The organism is Roseivirga seohaensis subsp. aquiponti (assembly GCF_001267955.1).
In the GTDB taxonomy this organism is placed as follows: domain Bacteria; phylum Bacteroidota; class Bacteroidia; order Cytophagales; family Cyclobacteriaceae; genus Roseivirga; species Roseivirga seohaensis.
Window position 1 is genome coordinate 1 of record NZ_JSVA01000011.1, and the last position, 22,002, is coordinate 22,002.

The 22,002-nt window shown below is 39.4% G+C and carries 19 protein-coding genes; 11 read left to right on the forward strand and 8 right to left on the reverse strand.

The features are described from left to right. Positions 1 to 239: 239 nt before the first annotated feature. From OB69_RS11370 to OB69_RS11380, 3 genes are read left to right on the forward strand one after another with little or no spacing between them, the layout of a single operon-like run. Positions 240 to 2,141 (forward strand): AHH domain-containing protein, encoded by a 1,902-nt coding sequence (locus OB69_RS11370; RefSeq protein WP_053223862.1) that lies wholly within the window; start codon positions 240 to 242, stop codon positions 2,139 to 2,141. Between the two features lies 1 nt (position 2,142). Further along, on the forward strand, positions 2,143 to 2,796 hold the full coding sequence (locus tag OB69_RS11375; protein ID WP_053223863.1) for an imm11 family protein: 654 nt from the start codon (positions 2,143 to 2,145) through the stop codon (positions 2,794 to 2,796). 4 nt (positions 2,797 to 2,800) lie between these two features. Then, on the forward strand, positions 2,801 to 3,640 hold the full coding sequence (locus OB69_RS11380) for a DUF1963 domain-containing protein (RefSeq protein WP_053223864.1): 840 nt from the start codon (positions 2,801 to 2,803) through the stop codon (positions 3,638 to 3,640). A gap of 24 nt (positions 3,641 to 3,664) precedes the next feature. Here OB69_RS11380 and OB69_RS11385 read toward each other — a convergent pair whose 3' ends face one another. From OB69_RS11385 to recQ, 4 genes are read right to left on the reverse strand one after another with little or no spacing between them, the layout of a single operon-like run. Beyond that, entirely contained in the window at positions 3,665 to 4,135 is a 471-nt protein-coding gene (locus tag OB69_RS11385) for a gliding motility lipoprotein GldH (RefSeq protein WP_071426773.1), read from the reverse strand. Beyond that, positions 4,132 to 5,322, reverse strand: coding sequence for a PSP1 domain-containing protein (locus OB69_RS11390; RefSeq protein ID WP_082338160.1), 1,191 nt, complete (start codon positions 5,320 to 5,322; stop codon positions 4,132 to 4,134). The genes OB69_RS11385 and OB69_RS11390 overlap by 4 nt, the downstream gene beginning before the upstream one ends. 34 nt (positions 5,323 to 5,356) lie before the next feature. Further along, the gene (gene purD / locus OB69_RS11395) at positions 5,357 to 6,646 is read right to left on the reverse strand and encodes a phosphoribosylamine--glycine ligase (protein WP_053223866.1); all 1,290 of its coding nucleotides are present in this window, start codon (positions 6,644 to 6,646) and stop codon (positions 5,357 to 5,359) included. A gap of 32 nt (positions 6,647 to 6,678) precedes the next feature. Beyond that, complete coding sequence (gene recQ, locus OB69_RS11400) at positions 6,679 to 8,868, reverse strand: DNA helicase RecQ (protein WP_053223867.1); 2,190 nt, start codon at positions 8,866 to 8,868, stop codon at positions 6,679 to 6,681. Positions 8,869 to 8,949: 81 nt separating this feature from the next. Here recQ and OB69_RS11405 point away from each other — a divergent pair, with 81 nt between their 5' ends. After that, the gene (locus OB69_RS11405; protein WP_053223868.1) at positions 8,950 to 9,921 is read left to right on the forward strand and encodes a KpsF/GutQ family sugar-phosphate isomerase; all 972 of its coding nucleotides are present in this window, start codon (positions 8,950 to 8,952) and stop codon (positions 9,919 to 9,921) included. A 1-nt stretch (position 9,922) separates the two neighbouring features. Further along, positions 9,923 to 10,993, forward strand: coding sequence for a mannose-1-phosphate guanylyltransferase (locus OB69_RS11410; RefSeq protein WP_053223869.1), 1,071 nt, complete (start codon positions 9,923 to 9,925; stop codon positions 10,991 to 10,993). A gap of 75 nt (positions 10,994 to 11,068) precedes the next feature. Here the strand turns inward: OB69_RS11410 and rlmB are convergent, their stop codons facing one another. Both rlmB and OB69_RS11420 read right to left on the reverse strand, forming a co-directional pair. After that, a complete protein-coding gene (gene rlmB / locus OB69_RS11415) occupies positions 11,069 to 11,812 on the reverse strand; it encodes a 23S rRNA (guanosine(2251)-2'-O)-methyltransferase RlmB (RefSeq protein WP_082338162.1) in 744 nt (247 codons plus the stop codon). Beyond that, on the reverse strand, positions 11,812 to 12,966 hold the full coding sequence (locus tag OB69_RS11420; RefSeq protein ID WP_185096901.1) for a GWxTD domain-containing protein: 1,155 nt from the start codon (positions 12,964 to 12,966) through the stop codon (positions 11,812 to 11,814). The genes rlmB and OB69_RS11420 overlap by 1 nt, the downstream gene beginning before the upstream one ends. A gap of 166 nt (positions 12,967 to 13,132) precedes the next feature. On the opposite strand from OB69_RS11420, the gene OB69_RS11425 reads away from it, so the two are divergent. Next, positions 13,133 to 13,906: a class I SAM-dependent methyltransferase gene (locus OB69_RS11425; protein ID WP_053223872.1), complete on the forward strand. Its 774-nt coding sequence runs from the start codon at positions 13,133 to 13,135 to the stop codon at positions 13,904 to 13,906. Positions 13,907 to 13,934: 28 nt separating this feature from the next. On the opposite strand, the gene OB69_RS11430 is transcribed toward OB69_RS11425, so the two are convergent. Next, the gene (locus tag OB69_RS11430) at positions 13,935 to 16,904 is read right to left on the reverse strand and encodes a glycosyltransferase family 117 protein (protein WP_053223873.1); all 2,970 of its coding nucleotides are present in this window, start codon (positions 16,902 to 16,904) and stop codon (positions 13,935 to 13,937) included. Positions 16,905 to 17,100: 196 nt separating this feature from the next. Then, positions 17,101 to 17,745 (reverse strand): hypothetical protein, encoded by a 645-nt coding sequence (locus OB69_RS11435; RefSeq protein WP_053223874.1) that lies wholly within the window; start codon positions 17,743 to 17,745, stop codon positions 17,101 to 17,103. Between the two features lie 128 nt (positions 17,746 to 17,873). Here OB69_RS11435 and OB69_RS11440 point away from each other — a divergent pair, with 128 nt between their 5' ends. From OB69_RS11440 to panB, 5 genes are all read left to right on the forward strand, one after another. Beyond that, on the forward strand, positions 17,874 to 19,076 hold the full coding sequence (locus OB69_RS11440; RefSeq protein WP_071426776.1) for a tetratricopeptide repeat protein: 1,203 nt from the start codon (positions 17,874 to 17,876) through the stop codon (positions 19,074 to 19,076). 86 nt (positions 19,077 to 19,162) lie between these two features. Continuing rightward, positions 19,163 to 19,645, forward strand: coding sequence for an Lrp/AsnC family transcriptional regulator (locus tag OB69_RS11445; protein ID WP_053223876.1), 483 nt, complete (start codon positions 19,163 to 19,165; stop codon positions 19,643 to 19,645). 10 nt (positions 19,646 to 19,655) lie between these two features. Beyond that, the gene (locus tag OB69_RS11450; RefSeq protein WP_053223877.1) at positions 19,656 to 20,159 is read left to right on the forward strand and encodes a phosphoribosyltransferase family protein; all 504 of its coding nucleotides are present in this window, start codon (positions 19,656 to 19,658) and stop codon (positions 20,157 to 20,159) included. Between the two features lie 65 nt (positions 20,160 to 20,224). Further along, positions 20,225 to 21,058, forward strand: coding sequence for a mechanosensitive ion channel family protein (locus OB69_RS11455; RefSeq protein WP_053223878.1), 834 nt, complete (start codon positions 20,225 to 20,227; stop codon positions 21,056 to 21,058). A 76-nt stretch (positions 21,059 to 21,134) separates the two neighbouring features. Further along, on the forward strand, positions 21,135 to 21,953 hold the full coding sequence (gene panB / locus OB69_RS11460) for a 3-methyl-2-oxobutanoate hydroxymethyltransferase (protein ID WP_053223879.1): 819 nt from the start codon (positions 21,135 to 21,137) through the stop codon (positions 21,951 to 21,953). Positions 21,954 to 22,002: the final 49 nt, after the last annotated feature.

Here is a 22,002-nt window from a genome sequence, read left to right on the forward strand (position 1 = left end):
GTCAACCTATTTCAGGACGATACAGCATCCCAGTCAGGATAGTAAACTATAGTTTTATTTTGTTGATATTCAATGATTTGAGTGTTAAATGGGTGATTCTAGGCTATTATTTAATAAAGCGTATTTATCTTTTTTGCAAAAAAATTTCGTTTTAGTTGGATGTTTATTTTTTAATTGAAATATTTGAGCGTGTGTATGTGTGATTGAATATTGTTGCTTATTTCTTATTCTTATCATCCATGAAAAAAATTAAATTTTACTTTTTAATTCTGTTGCTTTTTGCTGTCTTTGGCTGCCAGACTAGCGATACCGAAACTGTTCCTGAAATTCCTAAAATGAAGGCGCAGTATAAAAACCCCGATGCCCTGCCAGAAGTAATGAGCCAATTGAACAGTGCCCTTAAAACCAATGTAGATACTCGTGGTTCGGCAAACACCGGTCAGGTGATTACCTCAATTGGAAAAATTAGTATTGATAGGATATTTGAAGTCATTGATACGGTAAAGAATTCCAATTATACTTTCCTTGTTGAGGATGAGGATAACAATCCGTTTACATTTACGAACCTTGTCTTGAAAAAACGTGAAGGGGGCGATTGGGATACTCCTTATCTGATTGATTATAAAGTTGACTCTGCGGAAATTCCCCAGTTCATTGAAAGCGGCTTTTCAATGGCCAATTTTACGGGAACCACTACCAAAAGATTTTTAAAGGATTTTTCCTTTGGTCCACGAAGCAGTGCAAACTTAGAACAGCGCGCGGGGGTAAGTGACCCAAGCCAATGCGACCAGCAAACAGGTTATGAAGGCGGCAACAGTGGGGGTGGCTCCGACTCCGACTACCCACCAAACAATGAACCTCCATCAGGCGGGGGATATACATCCTTTTGTTACCATTATATAGAAGAAATTGAGGTGGACGCTTGCGGTACTGAAATTAGTGGTCAAACGGGAATAGACGCTCCAGATTTTGAGAACAATGGGTGTAATGATGCTGATTATTATAACGCCCTCTATGGAAATGGCTCCGGAAAAACAAAAACGATAACAGTTAGACGCACATACTGCTATACTATTGGCCCATCTTATAGTATTGGCGACCCTGATGCCTGCCCTCAGCCAGAAACCGAGGACGTGGGAGTTATAAACCCATTGCTTAGCTCTACTCGTTATTTGAACCGTTTGATGTCTTTAGATGGTTCGCAAATTGCTTGGTTGGAGAACAACCCTGAAATATCTTTTGAGTTGGCTGATATTGTAAGCGCAGATGGAGAATTTGATGAGAATGGTTTCTTGACAGAAGCAACAACCCTAGCGGCACAGTCATTACTAGATTTAACAAAAAGTGGGCTATTGGAAGGGAGTTATACTCCTGCCTATGTCTTTAAAATATCTCCTTACACATTACATTTATACGATCCTTCCTTATTTACGGCCTACCTATCTTTAGAAGTTGCCTTTTTAGTTGCTGAACACAGCAACGATCCAGAATGGTTTACCGATTTCCCTAATCGAGTGTGGAATACTAGGAAGCTCTATTTTGAGGCATCCCTGAATGCATTCCAAACCCTATTGGACTTAGGTGGGCTTGCTCCTGTTGTGGGTGAAGTATTTGATGTGATCAATGGAGGTATTTACCTTGTTCGGGGTGATGGCGTTAATGCTGCTCTTAGCTTTAGTGCTGCTGTACCCATTGCGGGATGGGTTGCAACCGGAGCTAAATTTGCAACAAAAGGACCACTTCGATGGGTGTTAAAAGCTGATGGCTATATAGATTTTGGGCGAAGTTCAAAACTCCGGAAAATAATAGGGCTAGCTGACGGGGACAAAACCGTACAGGCACACCATATTCTGGTTTGGGCAGAACAGAAACACACAGTAATCCAAAAGGCGGCATCGTCATCTACCAATCCATTTCATATGAACGATATTTTAAACGGTATCCCTGTTGCCACATGGAGGAATCAACCTAACCATAATGCCTATAATCAAAGAGTTAGAGATGCATTAGATGCAATTGATAGAGATTTTCCAAGTCTAACTCCTGATGAAGCCGTCAATAAATTAAAGCCTTTAATACAAAGGATAAGACAGGCAATACTGGACAACCCCAACACACACATAAACGATATAATTTTTTAAAATGTATTATAGAATTAAAGAATCAATAGATACCAAAGTAATAGGTAGCAATTACCCTCAGGTTGAAGAGGCTATCTTTCCTGTAAGTATTCACCACCCTCAGTTTATAGATAGAATACGCTTTGAAAAGGCACAATTTGAACCCATTATGGCCAAGGCCAAGCTTGTCCCAAGGGCCAAGTTTACCGACCTGATAAGCACAAGTACCATTGGCTTTACACTAAAGTTATTAATTAGCGAGCGGTTAAAGGAAATATTTGAACTGTACAGGGCAGAGGGCATAGAGTTCTTTGCCACAGAGGTAGTTCAAAAATCCATTGCGAAAAAGTACTGGGTAATGAGCATCTATACTTTCGACTATGAAGCGCTTGACCTGACTAAATCAGAAATAATACTAACAAAAAACTCGTTTGAAGAAATAAAGGAAATTAGCATTCATAGTACAGATCAGCTCCATACTTTAAGGGAGGATGTAAGAAAAGAATACGGGGAAGACTTTTCGTTTCGAATCAAGCAATTAGATTTTTTGCCCAACAATCAAGATTTTCTGTTCTTAAGCTACGTTAGTGGGGGAATTGGCTACTATGTTTCGCAAAGGTTAAGGGATCAATTGGAGGAATCGGGCATTACTGGTATAGATTTTCGAGAACTGTAGTGTTATGAATACACATTTACTGAGTTTACTACTGTCATCCTTTCCCAAAGATTTTAATGAGGTTTTAAAATATGTAAAGCCCACAATCGGCATTAAGACAGTAGAAATAATTCAGGAAGGAGAAGTGACTTCCAAATTCGGGGGGCTACCGGATATTCCCAATAGTTTTATTTGGCCAAGCTTTCAAGAAAAATCACTTACTTTTCTTTGTCAGGTTGTACTTGAGGAAATTAAAGAATATGAGCCTTCACATTTGTTGCCCAAAACGGGAGTTTTATACTTTTTTGTTTGTACAGAGATAAAAGATAGGTTCCCGGAACAGATTGGTGAATTTAAGGTGATTTATGAGGAAGCTGAGAAACAAAGTCTTCATAAAGCCCAACTGGATGGGGAACTAACACTTACCGAACGAGCCATCTCATTTTATCAACATTATACTTTTCCATCGTACCAAGATTACCAAATGGAGAGGCTTTCAGAAAAAGGAATCGAATTGGAAGAGTTCTTAGACGAGTATCAGTTCGAGATCAGGGAAATGTTAATGGGGGATGTTGATATCCCAAACCATCAAATACTTGGGCATCCATTGGCACTGCAAGGAATGGTTAAACCTTGGTGGGCTGTACAGTATTCAAAATTGCCTGAGCCACTTTCTGAAAAACAGGAAATGAAGTTGTACAAGATGGGAGAAGAATTCCTTCTTTTATTCCAGTTCGATTTAGAAAGTGAAGACCAGAGTCTTCAGGAGTTTTTGGGTGATGGAATGGCTTATTTTGGCATTCACCAAAATGACCTCAAGATTCAGGATTTCAATAAAGCACTGCTGGTGATTCAAAATACATAGTAGTGCAGGTAGCTAGAACTCAAATTAATTAGAAGCTTCCTCCACCCGAATCCCCACAGAAGGAACTTCTTCCAAGTTAGCTTCGCGCATATATTGGGCTACTTTGATTTTGTAGGTTCCTGTTTTTGGAAAGGTGTAGGCAGGAAGAATCTCTACTTCGTGTTGAAAAATGCTATTGCCTTTGCCAGAAGGCTTTCCTGTAATGGGGTCAAACAATTGAATATTGATCAACTCAGACTTGATTTCTGTGCCTTGTTCGTTCAGCAAGTAATAAGTGAGATAGAGGTTTTGAGATTTAAAATCAATTGAATTACGAACGTTCAACAGTATTCTTTTGGGTTGGTTGTCATCAATTTTAAACTCGAATTCAGGTATGGTATCCATATTCCAGACGGCAGCCTCAAAATCATACACCTCTTCATAGATTTTGTGCCGATCGCAGGCGCTTAGTGTAACTACCAAAACTAACAGGCAAAGCCATTGTACTCGTCTCATTTTTCTGGCCTGTTATTTTTGTTCTTATTTCGGTTTCTGTTCTTGTTACTCCTATTTCTGTTTTTGGAGTTAAGGTTTCTCTTTTTACCTCCTTGATTATTTGCTCCCTTGTCTTTTTGTTTGAACTTTTTGTCCATTTTTTCAAGGTCGCGGTTAATGCCCACATCGCTCAAATCTTTAATCTCAAGTTCGTCTAAGGTCAAGGTTTCAGGAATCACCCCTTTTTCATTCATTTCTTTTATCTCAGCCACTCTATGGGCATCAATAGGGTGCCAAGTGTTTTCGCCATCGTAGCCAAACCACATGATTTTTCTGAAAATATCGGTTTTTTGAAGCTTGGCATCTCCTACCTTGGTTTTTAGCTTGGTCACTTCTGGAATATCTTCCAAAGCCTCCATATAAGTTTCAAGCTCGTAATTGAGACAACACTTAAGTCGGCCACACTGCCCAGAAAGTTTACCTGGGTTTAAGCTTAGGTTTTGGTAGCGAGCAGCACTGGTGCTCACACTTTTAAACTCGTTCAACCAAGTAGAGCAGCACAATTCTCTTCCACAAGAGCCTATTCCGCCCAAACGACCAGCTTCTTGTCTGAGGCTGATTTGTTTCATTTCGACACGGATTTTGAACTCACTGGCCAAAACTTTGATCAGTTCTCTAAAGTCAACGCGATCTTCTGCTGAATAGTAAAAAGTAGCTTTGGTATTGTCTGCCTGAAACTCAACATCGGTGAGTTTCATATTCAGTTTTTGGTCTTGAATGATCTGGCGTGTACGGAACATGGTAGGCATGTCGCGCTTTCTTACGCTGTCATATTTTTCAAGATCTTTGAGCGTAGCTTTTCGATAAATCTTTTTGATTTCATCGTTGTTGGCAATCTTTTTCTTTTGCATTTGGAGCCTTACCAGTTCGCCCTGCATAGAAACATAACCCAAATGGTGGCCACTTGGTACATCTACAATAACGGCATCGCCAGTAACAAAATCTATGTTATCTGTATTACGGAAGAATTCTTTTCTGCCGTTTTTGAATCTAACTTCTACAATATCGAAAGTGTCTACAGCGGGCATGTCCATATTAGACAGCCAGTCGAAGACATTCATTTTGTTACAACCCCCAGTTGAACAGCCTCCGTTATTGTTGCAGCCAGAGACTTCCCCTTCGGTACTTACTCCACAACTACAGCTCATATATTATATTTAAGACCTTTCGGCCGTTAAATCGTTATTTTAATAATTTCAAAATGTCTTGGCCAATATCGGTTCTGTGATATTCATCTTGCCAAGAAATTTTGTTCACCCCAGTATACGCATTTTCAAGGGCTTTTTCTACCGATGCGCCCATGCCTGTAACCGCCAATACTCTACCGCCATTGGTCAATACTTGGTTAGAAGCGTTCAGTTGAGTTCCTGCATGAAAAACAGTGGCCTCGTTTACCTTTTCAATTCCTGAAATTTCTTTGCCTTTTTCATAAGCTTCAGGATAACCACCCGCCACCATTACCACAGTAGTAGCCGTTTGAGGACTAACACTGAAGCTCTTTTCATGGAGCGTTCCATTGGCTGAACCTTCTAAAATCTCTAATAGATCAGAGTCGATTCTAGATAATACCGATTGCGTTTCGGGGTCGCCCATTCGAACGTTATATTCAATTACGTAAGGCTCTCCTTCCATATTCATTAAACCGATGAAAAGGAAGCCTTTGTAGTCGATGCCTTCTTGCTTCAAACCATTGATCGTTGGCTTAATTACTTTTTCTTCTACCTTGGCTAGAAACTCTTTGGTAGCAAAAGGAACTGGTGAAATGGCACCCATTCCTCCAGTATTTAAACCTGTGTCTTTCTCTCCAATGCGTTTATAATCTTTGGCTTCGGGAAGAATTTTATAGTTAGAACCATCGCTCAATACAAAAACTGACAGCTCGATTCCGTGTAAAAACTGCTCAACTACAACGCGGCTTGATGCTTCACCAAACTTGGCATCTACCAGCATTTCTTTTAGCGTTTCACGGGCGTGTTCTGCGGTTTCGGAAATAATTACGCCCTTACCTGCAGCCAAACCATCGGCTTTTAACACGATAGGTGTTGGGTGGCTCGAAACATAATTGAGTCCTTCTTCCAGGGTGTCAATAGTAAAGGTTTTAGATTTTGCGGTTGGAACGCCATGGCGATTCATGAAGTCTTTCGAGAAATCTTTACTGCCCTCTAATTGAGCACCAGCGGCTCCTGGTCCAACCAAAAGCACACTCTTAAGCTGACTGTCTTTTTCAAAATAATCGCGAATGCCATTTACCAAAGGATCTTCTGGCCCAACAACTACTAAGTCAATCTGGTTTTCTATTACAAATTCACCGATGGTTTTAAAATCGGTTACTTTAATATTTACGTTTTCGGCAATGCTTGCTGTACCTGCATTTCCAGGGGCAACAAACAGTTTATTACAACGTGGGCTTTGCGAGATTTTCCAAGCAAAAGCATGTTCGCGTCCGCCACTGCCCAACACAAGAATGTTCATGAAATTTGAAATTTTTGAAGCGGTAAAGGTAATTAATTTGCGTATTCTGAATGGAATTTTATTCTCACCAAACGAAGGTCTTCTTCAGAAACGTCTTCATCTGCGAATTCCTCAAGCGCCAACTGAATATCATCACTTTCAGCATTTAAGAAATAATCGAGAATGTCTTCCTCACGATCTTCATCCATGATTTCTTCCAAATAGTAATCAAGGTTAAGCTTGGTGCCTGAAAAACAAATAATTTCCATTTCGTCCAACAAAGTCTCCATGGTCCAGCCTTTCATATCAGCTACTTCTTCCAGATCAATTTTTCTATCGATCTGCTGAATGATATAGATTTTGTTTTTGGATTTAGAACCAGACGATTTGATTACAACCACATCTTCCGTATCAATGTCGTTGTCTTCAACATACTTATTGATGATTTTAAGGAATGGCGCGCCAAATTTTTTCACTTTACCCATTCCAATACCATTTACATTGCTCAGTGCTTCTTCGGTAGTGGGGTAAGTAGTGGCCATTTCTTGTAAAGATGGCTCTTGAACAATGGCGTATGGCGGTAAATCATGCTCTTTGGCTACTTTTCTTTGTTCTGCTTTTAGCAAATCAAAGAGTACTTTATCGTACGACTGACCAGTAGTGGTTTGGTGGGTCACTTCATTGCCATCATCTTCGCCCAAGTCTACATCACTAAAATCGTGATCTTTAGTGAGCTTAAATGAATATGGGTTTTTTAAGAAGTCTTTTCCTTTTTGCGTAAGCTTTAAAACTCCAACATTTTCAATGTCTTTGGCCAAGAATTCATAAAGTAAGGTTTGGCGTACAACAGATTTCCAGAAACTTTCTTCTTGTTCTTTTCCAGCTCCAAAAACCGAAAGCTTGTTGTGCTTGTAGCTTTTAATATACTGATTTTGAGAGCCTCGAATTACATTTACAATGTGTCCTAAGCCAAACCTTTCGTCTGTTTCGGTTACGGCCTGAATGGCTGTTTTGATATAATCTTGCGCTTCGTATTCTTCGCGCTCATACTTGCAGTTGTCGCACATGCCGCTTTCACGACATTGGGTGTCATCGTATTCTTCGCCAAAATAGTGGAGCAATTGTTTTCTCCTACATACTGTTGACTCCGAGTAATAACTCATTTCATCGAGCAGAATTTTGGAGTTTTCTTTCTCAGTAACTGGCTTGTCTTTGTTGAATTTCTCCAGCTTCATAATGTCTGAATAGCTGTAGAACATTATGCACTGACCTTCGAGGCCATCTCTGCCCGCACGACCAGTTTCTTGATAATAGCCTTCAAGTGATTTTGGCACATCGTAGTGAATAACAAACCTTACATCGGGTTTGTCAATTCCCATTCCAAAGGCAATAGTAGCTACAATTACGTCTACTTCTTCATTCAGAAAATCATCTTGGTTTTTGATTCGAACCTCAGGATCGAAGCCTGCATGATAAGGCCTGGCGTTAAAGCCATTTACTTGAAGAAAGTTTGCAATTTCTTCTACTTTTTTACGACTAAGGCAATAGATAATTCCCGATTTGCCTTTGTTTTCCCTCATGAACTTGATCAATTGTTTTTTGATCGATTTCTTGGGTCTAACTTCGTAATAAAGATTTTCGCGGTTGAATGACGACTTGAAAAGGTCGGCTTGTTCCATTTGCAGGTTACGCTGAATGTCTAACTGTACTTTTGGGGTAGCTGTAGCGGTAAGCGCAATAATGGGTAAATCTCCCAGCTGATCGATTATACTTTTAATTCTGCGGTATTCTGGCCTAAAGTCATGCCCCCATTCAGAAATACAGTGGGCTTCATCAATGGCCGCAAAAGAAATGTCGGCTTGCTTAAGAAACTCTACATTTTCTTCTTTTGTAAGCGACTCTGGCGCTACATAAAGCAATTTTACTTCTCCAGCGAGAACTGCTTTTTTCAGTTTGTTGATCTGACTTTTTGTTAAAGTCGAATTCAAGAAACGGGCATTGATTCCCACAGCATTCATTTGATCTACCTGATTTTTCATCAGGGCAATCAAAGGCGATATTACTATGGCCGTTCCTGGCCTAACAATCGCTGGTAACTGATAACACATTGATTTACCCGCTCCAGTGGGCATAATCACGAAGGTATTTTTACCTGCGAGAATATTTCTTATTACTGGTTCTTGGTTGCCTCTAAAGGTATCGTAACCGAATACTTCTTTTAATTTTTTTCTTAATTCCTCCACACTTCCTATAAATATATCCAGTTTTAAAAAACGTTTGAGCGAATCCTTATCTTTGTCGCGTATGTTTCAAACGCCATTAAGTTGAAATTAGCAAAAAATATTCAAACCACAGCCAAAAATACTCTTCTCAAAGAAGCGGACGCTATTAGACAAATTTCTGAATTCATTGACGAGGGTTTTGAAGCCATCGTTTCATTGATTCTAAAATTAGAAGGAAGGGTGGTTATCACTGGAGTAGGAAAGAGCGCAATTGTTGCAAATAAGATTGTAGCGACCTTAAATTCCACAGGAACGCCTTCTCTTTTTATGCATGCCGCAGATGCCATTCATGGTGATTTGGGAATGGTACAGCCAAATGATGCTGTCATTTGTATTTCTAAAAGCGGTAATACTCCAGAAATAAAAGTGCTGGTTCCGCTGATAAAAAGAACGGGAGCAAAACTTATTGCCTTGGTGAGCAATCTGGATTCTGACTTAGCTAAACAAGCAGACTACATATTGAATGCAACAATTGATAAGGAAGCTGACCCTAATAATTTGGCTCCCACCACTAGTACTACTGCGCATATGGCTTTGGGCGATGCCCTAGCTGTTTGTTTATTGGAGTGCCGAGGGTTTACCAGTGAAGATTTTGCAAAGTACCACCCCGGTGGGTCATTGGGAAAACAGCTCTACCTTAAAGTAGAGGACATTTATCCTAAAAACGGTTTACCAATTGTGAAAGAAACAGATTTGGTAAAAGAGAGCATTCTCGAAATTTCTAATAAACGTTTAGGGGCTACAGCCGTTGTGGGTAATAACGGAAAACTCACAGGGATTTTTACGGACGGAGATATCAGGCGAATGATCGAGAAAGACATGAGTTTTGAGCACAGGACTGTGGCCGAGGTAATGACTAAAAACCCTAAAACGATATTAAAAGGAGAGTTTGCTTTGCGAGCCATGAACCAAATGAGAGAACATTCAATCAACCATTTGGTAGTTTTAGATGATGCTGAAAATATCGTTGGGTTTATCCATATCCAGGATTTGATAAACGAAGGAATAGTATAGTATGGAACACAATTATGTAGTGATTATGGCTGGCGGCATTGGAAGTCGCTTCTGGCCGTACAGTCGTGCGAACAAGCCCAAACAATTTTTAGATGTTTTGGGTACAGGTCGTACTTTGCTCCAAATGACTTATGACCGATTTTTGGCCGTATGCCCTGAAGAGAATTTCTACATAGTTACCAATAAGCGGTACCACGATTTAGTAAAAGAGCAGCTTCCAATGCTTTCAGATGACCAAATTCTTTTAGAGCCAATTGGAAGGAATACCGCTGCGGCTGTAGCCTATCCTGCTTTTAAAATCAAGAAAAAAGACCCAAAGGGGGTAATGATTGTGGCGCCTTCAGACCATGTAGTTTTTAAAGAAAATCTATTTACTAAAAACTTAAACACTGCAATAAAGGCATCGACTGGATCTGATAAACTGATTACTTTGGGCATAGTTCCTACAAGGCCAGAAACGGGCTATGGCTATATTCAGTATCATTCTAGCCCTTTGAAAAAGGTAAAGAAAGTAAAAACATTTACTGAAAAGCCAGAGCTTGAATTGGCTCAAAAGTTTGTGGAGAGCGGTGATTTTGTTTGGAACGCAGGAATTTTTATATGGTCTGTAGAAACTATTGTTGCGGCTTTACATGAGCACCTCACGGACTTGGCAATGATTTTTGAGGAAGGTAATGATGCTTATTATACCCCAGAAGAGCAAAAATTCATCAACAGTGCTTATGCTCAATGCAAGAGTATTTCCATTGATTATGGCATAATGGAAAAGGCCAATAACGTTTTTATGGTGAAAGGTACTTTTGATTGGTCAGACTTGGGAAGTTGGGATTCTTTGCATGAAATTAAAGCCAAGGACGACAACGGTAATGTAGTAGATGGAAAGGCGCTTTTATACAACTCTAAAAATTGCTTTGTAAAAGGTCCAAGCGATACCTTAATTGTAGCACAAGATTTAGATGGCTACCTCATTACACAAAATGATAATGTAGTGCTTATTTGTAAGAAAGATGCCGAGAAGAAATTCAGAGAATTCTTACAAGATGCCAAAGCCAAAGGCGAAGAATTTAGCTAGAGTTAAAAATTTGTATCAAACAAAAATGGCTACCCTGGTATAGAGTGGCCATTTTTGTTTTTATAAAACGAGCCCTTAACCGCGCTGTCTTACTACTTCGTATAAAACTACGGATGTCGCTACTGACACATTTAGTGACTCTATATTTCCTTTAATCGGAAGTTTACAAAGCTGATCGGCAAGCTTTAGATACTCAGGTGAAATACCGTCTTCTTCCGAACCCATTAGTAAAGCGATAGGTACGGTAAGGTCATGTTGGTAAACCAAATCAGAGGCCTTTTCGGTACAGGCTAAAACTGTAATTCCGTTATCACGAATTTCTCTAAGGGTGGTTTTTAAATTATCGGCCCGGCAAACTGGAATAAAGTTTAAAGCACCCGCAGAAGTTTTCATGGCATCGCTACCCACTTGTGCGCTTCCTCTCGATGGAATTACAATACCATGGGCTCCTACACATTCTGCTGTTCGGGCAATGGCTCCAAAATTTCTGACATCGGTAATACGGTCCAATACAATCAAAAGAGGCACCTCACCTTTGCTGTAAGCTTCAGAAATAATATTATCTAAAGAAGCATATACTACTGATGAAACAAAGGCAACTGCTCCCTGATGGTTTTTTCGCGTAATGCGGTTCAGTTTTTCTATGGGCACTTTCTGAACCGGAATATTGAAGTCGCGCGCAGCGATTAACAATTCGGTGGTAAGTTCGTTTTTAACGTCTTTTTGTAGAAGCAGCTTATCTATTTCTTTTCCAGCGTTTATGGCTTCGATTATTGCCCGACTTCCGTAAATGAAGTCATCTTTAGGTTGGTCTATCATCATTCAATTACTTTTCCGCTACGCCAGCTGGTCACAGCATCTACCCACGATTCTTTAAACTTACTTTCTCTAATTAAACGGTAAGTCAAAAGGTTGTTTTCTTCTGAAACGATTTCGAAATTAAAGCGTATTCGGCCTCCATTTGGAGCAGCATATACCCACAACTCTTGTTCTTCATTGCGGAACACCTGCAATGGGTTTCCGTAAATTTGGTACACCATTCCTCGATCGGTTTTCCAGCCTTCTTTATTAGAAGTGAATAAATGAGCCGATTTTCGAAGCCTCCTGTAATAGTATTTCACAAAATCTTGGGCTATTCTTCCTCCGTTTGAAATTCGAGTGGTAACAAAATTTTCGAAAGCCGACCGTGTATCTCTGGCTGTCCTCAAGGTTTTGTATTCATCGTTGGTAGTAATAAAAATTAAAGGCTCCACCAATCTTTCAAACTGACCGAAGTACGGAAAAAAAGGATCAGTTACCAGAACTCCTAGAGTATTTGATGGATCCGTAGCTTCATTTATGATGTAATATCCGGGGGTTGAAAACTTCAAAATTTCATTTTCAACTGCGCCATACAAGGTATCAATCTCTATTTTAGAAGGCGCCTGTATTCGCCCTTCATCAAAAGGAGGAATGGCAACCGCTTGATTATTAATCACGCCTTCTATTTGATATTTTCCTTCATTACCGAAAACATTCACCAGCCTTACCGATTGATCTAGGTTAATGAAACGAGAGAAATAGGGCACATTTCTTTGTGCCTCAAAAATAAGGAAAGGTTGATTTTGAGTGCTTCTGTTCCTTTCAATCGGTATGTCGATCAAAAATTTTCTACCTCGTAAAATATTGTTGACTTCTAATATTATCAGACTTTGGTCAGCTGTTTTTTCAAATTCAAATGAGTAAATAAACTCGCGGAAGCCCGTGGCTACTAATGACGCAGAATCAATTCTAGTGGTAGAATTTACGTGCTTTTCATCAATGTAGCTATCACGAACATCGTATTGAATTTCGTAATCACTAATTTTAACCACCCCGCTATTCAGAATAAAGCGAATGTATACTTTTACTTTATTGCCGTCTTGGGCTAGCCTGTGGTCAATTAAAAATTCATGATCTGGGTTGTACAGAAAACTAACGTCTGCTGAACTCATTCGGCTTTGAGAATATAGCCACTGAGCGCAGATTGTAAGAATTAAAGTGAATACGAGCCTTTTCATGCGGTGTAAAACTGACGACAAATGTAATCAAATTGTAGCGAATGCTGACTTGATTAGCTCATTGTAAGCTAAATGGTTTATTTTTGAGCAAAAGTTAAGCATGGCTACGTACACAACTGAAATTGCTTCGGACAAAATTGCATCTGATAACCCCATACATCAAAGATTATTAAGGGCCTATTATTTGGCTGTACCTTATATAAAGGGAGATTTATTAGAGTTGGGTTGTGGCGAAGGGCGCGGTGTAGAACTGCTGGCGCCTTTGGCAGATAGCTACGTGGCTTTAGATAAAATTCAATCTGTAATTGACGAACTGAAGAGTAAATATCCTAAGCTAGATTTTCGTCAGGCGGTTTTTCCACCTTTTTCTGATTTGGCCGATAATAGTTTCGATTCTATTGTTTCATTTCAAGTGATTGAACATGTGAAGAAGGATAAGGAGTTTTTAAAAGAAATCTACCGTGTATTAAAACCTGGTGGTAAGGCTATTTTGACTACCCCAAATATTAAGAAAACCCTGACCAGAAATCCTTGGCATGTGCGCGAATACACCGCCCAACAGTTAACGGATTTGGCTTCTGAAATTTTTAATAAGGTGGAAATGAAAGGGGTAACGGGCAATGAAAAAGTAATGGCCTATTACGAAGAAAATAAACGATCGGTACAGCGAATTACCCGCTTCGATATTTTCAATTTGCAATACAATTTGCCAGCTCCATTGCTTAGAATTCCTTACGATATTCTAAATAGACTGAACAGAAACAAGCTCAACAACGGAAACACAAAGCTTGTAAACGAAATCAGTCAGGAAGATTACCCCCTGACTGATGATGCAGATACTGCATTAGATTTATTTTTGATTTTAGAGAAATAACCGATTTCTCGGCTATTTCATTCTTTATTTAGAAGTTACTTCTATCCATGGACAACATCGTGTTTTGTCCATCGAGCATCTCTCTTAGCCTTGCTGCTTGCTCTGGGTAGCCATATTGGCTAAAGATGGATTGCAAGTACTGAAGTCCATTTAAGTACTTTCTGAACTCGTAATCATAGCGCATCTTCTTTTGATGATAAGTAGCCATTTCATTAAACATTTCTGCTATCTCCATACCCATGCTCAAAGCTTTTTCTTCTTCGCCAATATTTAAATAAGCCTGAACAAAACTTACAGAAGCAATATCGTAAGGAAGCGACTCTTTAGGCATTACTTCCATACCATAGTCCAAAACAGTTTTTGCTCTGGTAGTGTCCCCCTCAGTAATTAAGGCATCTGCTAAAGTGGTAAACATAGACCTGTGATTTTGCGCAAAACCTCTGTAGTCTCCGTTCAGGTTCGTACTTGGGTCGTCTAATCCCCTAAACTGGAACTTGTTCATCACATTATCATACATCAAATCTGTATTCACAATCTCTCTCATACTTCCTGGTTTTTGAACAGGAAGAAGGCGGTAGGCCATTCCTTCTTGCACTAAGTAGTCATCCAAATCGAATGGAACCGAGCTTACCGAAGTGTAATTGAAATAAATTGGTCTTTCCCAGTTATTGGTTGCAATCAAATCAAGCATCATCAAGTGCGCTTTCTCTAAGAAGTTCTCGCCTTGCTTAAAAGTAAACGTCATTCTATCCGTCTGATATTTCTTAAGGCTGTTCGGAATAACTCCCAGTTTTTCTACTTGTGCCGAATCCACATTAAGGAAGAGTGAACGGGCTGGAACTGTATTGATTACTGTGCCTGAGCCGAGTTGTCTTTGGATCACTGGGCTCTTGCGCTGTACTAAGGAAATATAATCTTTCAAGTCAATCGCTTTGCCTTTGTATTGAGGGCGTTCATCTACATATAAATAGTCGTTTGTACCTTGACGGTAGCTTTCAATATCTAAAGAATAAGGGAAAGCCTCAGAGTCGTTCATTTTCACCTTGGTTTGGTCTACATACCAATCGGTGTTATAATAACTCAGTACAATTACACGCACATCGGTTCTAAAGCCTTCTACTTCTTGTACATACCAAAGCGGGAAAGTGTCATTGTCACCTCCAGTAAATAGTATGGCATTTGGAGCACATGAGGCCAAGAAGTTTCTTGCCGAATCTACAGAGAAGAACCTTCCAGTTCTGTCATGGTCATCCCAGTTTTCAGCTGCTAAAATAATCGGTGAAACAAGGCATAGCGCCAGCGCACCATAAGCTAGAGCCTTGCCCCGCTTCATTGCTGCACTGCCAATGGCCAATACCGCAAAACCAATCCAAATGGCAAATGCGTAATACGAACCCGTGTAAATATAATCTCGTTCTCTAGGTTCTATTGGTGGCGAATTCAGGTAGATTACTAGGGCCAATCCCGTAAGAATAAAGAACATCAGCGTAGCCGAAAAGCGTTTTGGGTCTCGGTTAAATTGGAAGAAGAAACCTATGAGGCCGAGAATCAACGGAATCATATAATACTGATTCCTCGATTTATTATTCTTAATAAAATCAGGCACATCTTTATTGCCATCAAAAGCGGTTAAGTAATCTGCATCTTGAATGTCGCTTTCCCTTCCAGAAAAATTGAACATAAAATAGCGCATATACATGTGCCCAATCTGATGCGAGAACATGAAAGCCAAGTTGTCTATGAAAGTTGGTTTTTCACCTTCTCTTAAACCAGTAATGGCCATATATTTTTGAATATGGGCAGGTGAAGAACTGTACATTCTTGGTAGAAACGTTGACCAAGCATCGTCATAGGTGGTTTCTACTTTATAATCAGAGATTTTGTACTCGTCATTATCTTTATAATATATAGGAGCACCTTGCTTTGTTTGTGGCTGCGGTGCATTGTAATACTGACCGTAAAGTAGAGGTCGGCTACCGTACTGTTCTCTCTTAAGATAAGAGATGAAAGTCATTACATTTTCCGGATTGTTTTGGTCAATCGCAGGGTTGTCTTTAGAGCGAATAAGGATTACCGCATAACAAGAGTAGCCTATCAACACAAAAGTGATTCCAAGGATCAAGGTGTTTAGGGTAACGTATTCTTTTCTTCTGGTCCATTTCAATCCAAATACAATGGCGGCAATGAGTAGGGCAATCATAAATAATGCGCCCGAACCAAATGGCAAGCCAAAGGTATTTACGAAGGTAATCTCAAACTTTCCGGCCAGAGTTGGAAGTCCAGGAATGATAAAGGAGTTGATGAGCATTACCAAAAACAATGAAATGCCCATTGCCGCGAAAGCACCTTTCCAAGTTGGGTTTTCGTATTTTTTGAAATAATAGATTAAGCCTAAAGCAGGTAAAGTAACCAAACCTAAAAGGTGAGCACCTGTAGAAAGCCCAAGCATATAAAAGATCAATACAATCCATTTATTTCTTCCACTTTCATCATCTACAATTTCCCATTTAAGCATGGCCCAAAACACAAAAGCGGTAAAGAATGAAGACATTCCATATACTTCGCCTTCTACTGCCGAAAACCAGAATGAATCAGTAAAAGCAAAGCTCATGGCGCCCACTACGCCTGCTCCAGCAAGTAATATTTTTTGAACATTGGTTTCGTTACCCAATTCAGCATTGATCAATTTTCTGCCCAACATTACGATGGTCCAATACAGGAAAAGCACCGCAAAAGCACTAGAAACAGCACTTACCATGTTGATCCAATAAGCTACTTGAGTTACATCGCCAAAAGCAAAAAATGAGAACATTCGCCCAATAAGCATGTAAAGTGGCGCGCCTGGAGGGTGAGATACCTCTAGTTTATAGGCAATGGCAATAAACTCTCCTGAATCCCAAAAGCTTGCGGTTTCTTCGAGCGTCAAAATATAAACGATCAACGAAGCTATAAAAACCGCCCACCCAGTGAGATTATTGAATTTCTTAAAGTCTGTCATTTCAGTATTTTTAATGGCGAGTTCATTTTATAGAAAACCAGAATGAACCGAGCGCCATGCGCAATTATAAACCTATTAGCAGGGCGTGAAATTAGTAAAATTTAGATTGTAGAAGGGTTAAATTTTATTAATACGGTGAATGGCAAGTTGCAATGTGAACTTGAGGCTGAAAACCGATCGAGTTTCGCAGTCCATTTTATTTATACACACCTAAGTAAAACCAAAGCCAAAGCAAGAAAAGCGGAACATAAGAAGTGAATACAATGGCGTTGGCAATCGACTTCTTTTTGCGCGCAGCAAAATTAATTCCGTAGGTAAGCAGTATCCAGTAGCCTACTTCAAATACATTGAGAGCCGAATTTACATACCAATACTTTTCCGGTACTTCTTCATGATTAAAGAAGTTCATGTATGAAAGAGGCTCAAAAGCAAGAAAATCTTGGTAAGTTGGGTCTACATCAATAAAAAAGAACCAGAGAATCGTAAGAATCTCAGGAATAAAAAAGATCATTTCAGCAAACATGGCAATCTGCCAACATTGTTTATAAGTTACCTTGTAGCCCCATAGAAAACAGCCTGTCCATAAAATGAAACCTGTGACGGTAAACTTCAAGGCAAACATAATTGGTATCCCAAGGTATTTTAGTCCGGAAATTGCCTTTAAAATCATTAGGTCAACCCCGTCCATGAATTTAAATGCGGTAATTTCATACAAAATAAAAGTTTGCTGAATGTATAGTAGCAGAGTAGAGATGATACACATTAGTATAAACACCATTGTTTTATTGATGGAAGTGTATTCCTTCATTTTTACTTCAAGCGGTGTATATTCTCTTGGCATGGCAAAACAATTTCGACAAATCTACGATTAATGGCTAAAAGCAATAATAAAATTAGTTAAGCGTATTGTGAATCGACTGTGTGGCAGTAGTTTTGCGTGTCCGTTGCACATAAATCAATTTGAAGGTTTTGAAGAAGGTAATTATAGGTGTGTTCGTGCTGTTTTTAGCAGTGCCGAATGTGATAAATGCGCAGGTACAAAAAGAGAAGGTTTTAGGCGATACGGCCAAGTATCTGTTGCTCAACATGAACCTTCAGAAGGAAATTACAGATGCGGTTGACTATATGTATAACTTCGATTTTCGTAAAGCGGAAGTTGAGTTCAATTGGATAAAATACAATTTCCCAGAACACCCCCTCGGTTATTTCTTATATGGAATAAGTACTTGGTGGCAAATGATGCCCAATTTGGAAAAGGAATCTCCGCTAGGAGAGGAATTTTTGGCCCACATGGATACGGCTATTGCAAAGGCAGAGGCCATGATAGAAATTGATAAGGATAACATAGAAGCAAATTTCTTCTTAGCTGGTTCTTATGGTTTTCAAGGTCGATATCATTCTGAAAAAAAGAATTGGGGAAGAGCGACTAATGCAGGAAGACTTGCGCTAAAGTATTTAGAAAGAACACACGGCAACGAAAGTTTCAGCCCCGAAATCCTTTTTGGAGATGCCTTGTTTAACTATTATTCGGTTTGGATTAGAGAAGAATATCCACTTTTAAGGCCGGTTTTATTTTTCTTCCCAAAAGGCGATAAAAAATTGGGGGTTGAACAAATGAAAACGGTAGCAACCAATGCTTTTTATACTAGGGTAGAGGCCATTTATTTTTTAATGCGTATCAAGGCATTTGAGTTGAACGAAACATTCGATGCCCTCAGATGGGCTGAATACATGAATGAGCAATACCCAAACAACCCGTATTTTCATCGCTTTTACGCGCAGATGCTATATACCGCGGGGCAGTTTCAAGATGCAGAAAGAGTTTCGCTCGAAATTATGAGTAGAATAAAGGATGGTAAGGTAGGTTATGAAGAAATGAGTGGCAGGTATGCCAGCTTCTTTTTGGCAGATATTAATAGGAAGCGAAACGAGTGGGATAAAGCAGAAGCTTATTATCTCCAAACCATTGCCTATTCAAATGCGTTGGAGCTTGAGGAATCTGGTTATCATATCTATTCTTTACTTCACCTATCAGAATATTATGTACAAGAACAGCGGTACGATGAGGCTACCCCTATGCTTGATAAAATAAGAGACAACACAAAGCGTAAAGAGGAAACTAATAAAAAAGCCAGAGAGCTAGAAAAAGAAATCAAAAAGAAAAAACGTTGAAAATTCTCCGTAAATGTAATTTCGTATTGCTTTTATTTCAGTAAATAACTAGTATTCCGAATATTATTTCGTAAAAACACTTAGTAATGGGTCAAAATATCAAACTCGACAAAATAGACAGAAAGATCTTAGAGATACTTCAGTCTAATGCAAAAATTACCAATGCACAACTTTCCAAAGAAATTGGATTGTCTCCCGCTCCAACCTTAGAGAGAGTAAAAAAACTTGAGGTTTCGGGAATCATCAAAAGTTACCACGCCAAACTCGATACCGACAAAATCGGTCTTGGGGTGAGCACCTTTGTATATGCTACTCTAAAAGGTCATAACAGAGGAAACATTGATGTTTTCTTAGAAGAGATTAACAAAATAGATGAAGTTATCGAATGCCATCACGTAACCGGCTCTGGCGATTTCGTTCTAAAAGTGATTGCCGCTGATATTTCAGCCTATCAAAAACTAATGCTCGAGAAAGTAAGCGATATATCTGTGGTAGATAACTTGCAGTCTATGGTCATACTCTCTACTTTTAAGGATAGCAAAGTAATGCCTCTATCCTCTACGGAGTAGGTAAAAGTTTATGTCAAAAGAGAAAAAGCAAATTTTAGATAAAAGCCAGATTGAACAAAAAATCAGGCGAATGGCTTACGAAATCTATGAGCAAAACCATGAGCTCAAACAGATTATTTTGGTAGGAGTAGCTGAAAATGGGCTCAAAATTTCTTCAATGTTAAAGAAGGAGATAGAGTCGATTTCAAAAATTTCGGTACACGTGGCTAAGCTGAGCGTAGAAAAAGATGCGCCAGTACAGCCTCAGGTGCAGTTTTCTGACTTTCCAGAAATTGAACAGTTTACCATGGTTCTTGTTGACGATGTAATGAATTCAGGAAGAACCATGATTTACGCCCTCGATCCCTTCTTGAAAATGGGGGCAAAAAAAATACAAACTGCGGTTTTGGTAAACAGAAGTCACAAGCGCTTTCCAATTTCGGTAGACTACAAAGGCCTTGAACTGGCCACTACCATTCAAGAACATATACAAGTGAATTTGACGGACTCTGATTTCTCCGCATATTTGTATTGATTTTTAATACACAGTCTAAGTTCAAATTAGACCAGTAAAACCTTAAACGACTAATAAAAAACAAAATGGAATCTGATTTACAAGAAAGTGTAAAAGGAGTATGGGACCTTATAGTGGGCTATGTAGTAAGCTATGGCCTACAGGTATTGGGTGCATTAATAACCCTTATAGTTGGAGTTTGGCTTATAAAACGACTTGTAAAACTTGCTCATAAAACATTAATTAAAAGAGAGACTGACCCAATATTAATCCCAACCTTAGTGGGGGTAGTTAAAGTTGGTTTATATGCTGTTTTACTTTTTGCAGTTGTAGACCAAATTGGAATTGAAACAGCAAGTTTCTTGGCAGTCTTTGGTGCGGCTGGTTTAGCTATTGGTTTAGCGCTACAAGGCAGTTTGGCTAATTTTGCAGGTGGAATTTTAGTGTTAACACTTAAGCCTTTTAAGGCAGGTGATTACGTAGAAATAGACGGTACAGGAGGTTCAGTAAATGGGGTTTCTATCATGAACACTGTACTGAAAACACCCGATAATAAAACTATTTTTCTGCCTAATGGAAAAGTAGCAGGCGCCAATATTGTTAACTTCTCTATGGAAGAAAATCGTAGATGGGACAAAGTTTTTGGAATTGGCTATGGAGATGATTTCGAAAAAGCTAAAGCCATTATTTTAAAAATAATAGAAAACGATAGCCGCTTTTTAAAAGAACCAGCCCCAATGGTAAGGGTAGGAAACCTAGGTGACAGCAGTGTAGATATTACTGTGCGCGCTTGGGTGGCAACTCCTGAGTATTGGAATGTTAACTGGGATATGATTGAGAAGGTGAAAAAAGCATTTGATGCTGAAGGAATTTCAATTCCTTTCCCACAAAGAGATGTACACATCTTCAATGAAAAATAACCGTAGATAGCCATCGCTATACTTTGCAAAACAAGAAGGGGTAAATGTTTATATTTACCCCTTTAATTTTATCGACATGTCAATACACAAATCGGAAATAAAGAAAGTAACTACCCACCAACTTCAAGCCATGAAAGACCGCGGAGAGAAAATCTCTATGCTTACGGCTTACGATTATTCAATGGCTTCATTGGTGGATGAAGCGGGTATAGATATAATTCTGGTAGGCGATTCGGCCTCTAACGTAATGGCTGGGCACGAAACTACTTTGCCAATTACACTTGATCAAATGATCTACCACGCCAGTTCTGTGGTAAGGGCTGTAAAGCGCGCTTTTGTAGCAGTTGATATCCCCTTTGGTTCATACCAAGGAAACAGCTCCGAAGCTTTGCGTTCTGCCATCAGAATTATGAAAGAATCTGGTGCGCATAGTGTGAAAATGGAAGGCGGTGCCGAAATTAAGGAATCCGTCACTAGAATCTTGAGTGCGGGTGTTCCTGTAATGGGGCATTTGGGCCTAACACCTCAGTCTATTTATAAATTCGGCACTTATTCAGTAAGGGCGAAAGAAGAAGAAGAGGCAGATAAACTAATTGAAGATGCTAAGCTTTTAGAGGCCTGCGGTTGCTATGCAATCGTGCTCGAAAAAATTCCTGCCGAACTCGCCAAACGTGTTTCTGAAGAAATTAATATTCCAACCATTGGTATAGGGGCTGGCCCACATGTAGACGGTCAGGTGTTGGTAATCCACGATATGCTGGGTATTACCACAGAGTTTAAACCACGTTTTTTAAGACAGTATGCCGATTTGGGTACTACAATTAAAGATGCGGTGACCAACTACGTGAAAGACGTAAAAGCAAAAGACTTTCCTAACGATAAGGAAAGCTATTAAAAGCAGGTGTTTAAATTGAAGGGAAAGTCCAAATTGAGGAACTTTCAAC

Excerpts from the sequence above, each read along its gene's own strand:
- OB69_RS11370 (WP_053223862.1), top strand. The coding sequence starts at position 240 with ATGAAAAAAATTAAATTTTACTTTTTAATTCTGTTGCTTTTTGCTGTC.
- OB69_RS11375 (WP_053223863.1), top strand. The coding sequence starts at position 2,143 with ATGTATTATAGAATTAAAGAATCAATAGATACCAAAGTAATAGGTAGC.
- OB69_RS11380 (WP_053223864.1), top strand. The coding sequence starts at position 2,801 with ATGAATACACATTTACTGAGTTTACTACTGTCATCCTTTCCCAAAGAT.
- OB69_RS11385 (WP_071426773.1), bottom strand. The coding sequence starts at position 4,135 with ATGAGACGAGTACAATGGCTTTGCCTGTTAGTTTTGGTAGTTACACTA.
- OB69_RS11390 (WP_082338160.1), bottom strand. The coding sequence starts at position 5,322 with ATGAGCTGTAGTTGTGGAGTAAGTACCGAAGGGGAAGTCTCTGGCTGC.
- purD (WP_053223866.1), bottom strand. The coding sequence starts at position 6,646 with ATGAACATTCTTGTGTTGGGCAGTGGCGGACGCGAACATGCTTTTGCT.
- OB69_RS11410 (WP_053223869.1), top strand. The coding sequence starts at position 9,923 with ATGGAACACAATTATGTAGTGATTATGGCTGGCGGCATTGGAAGTCGC.
- rlmB (WP_082338162.1), bottom strand. The coding sequence starts at position 11,812 with ATGATAGACCAACCTAAAGATGACTTCATTTACGGAAGTCGGGCAATA.
- OB69_RS11420 (WP_185096901.1), bottom strand. The coding sequence starts at position 12,966 with ATGAGTTCAGCAGACGTTAGTTTTCTGTACAACCCAGATCATGAATTT.
- OB69_RS11425 (WP_053223872.1), top strand. The coding sequence starts at position 13,133 with ATGGCTACGTACACAACTGAAATTGCTTCGGACAAAATTGCATCTGAT.
- OB69_RS11430 (WP_053223873.1), bottom strand. The coding sequence starts at position 16,904 with ATGACAGACTTTAAGAAATTCAATAATCTCACTGGGTGGGCGGTTTTT.
- OB69_RS11435 (WP_053223874.1), bottom strand. The coding sequence starts at position 17,745 with ATGCCAAGAGAATATACACCGCTTGAAGTAAAAATGAAGGAATACACT.
- OB69_RS11445 (WP_053223876.1), top strand. The coding sequence starts at position 19,163 with ATGGGTCAAAATATCAAACTCGACAAAATAGACAGAAAGATCTTAGAG.
- OB69_RS11450 (WP_053223877.1), top strand. The coding sequence starts at position 19,656 with ATGTCAAAAGAGAAAAAGCAAATTTTAGATAAAAGCCAGATTGAACAA.
- OB69_RS11455 (WP_053223878.1), top strand. The coding sequence starts at position 20,225 with ATGGAATCTGATTTACAAGAAAGTGTAAAAGGAGTATGGGACCTTATA.
- panB (WP_053223879.1), top strand. The coding sequence starts at position 21,135 with ATGTCAATACACAAATCGGAAATAAAGAAAGTAACTACCCACCAACTT.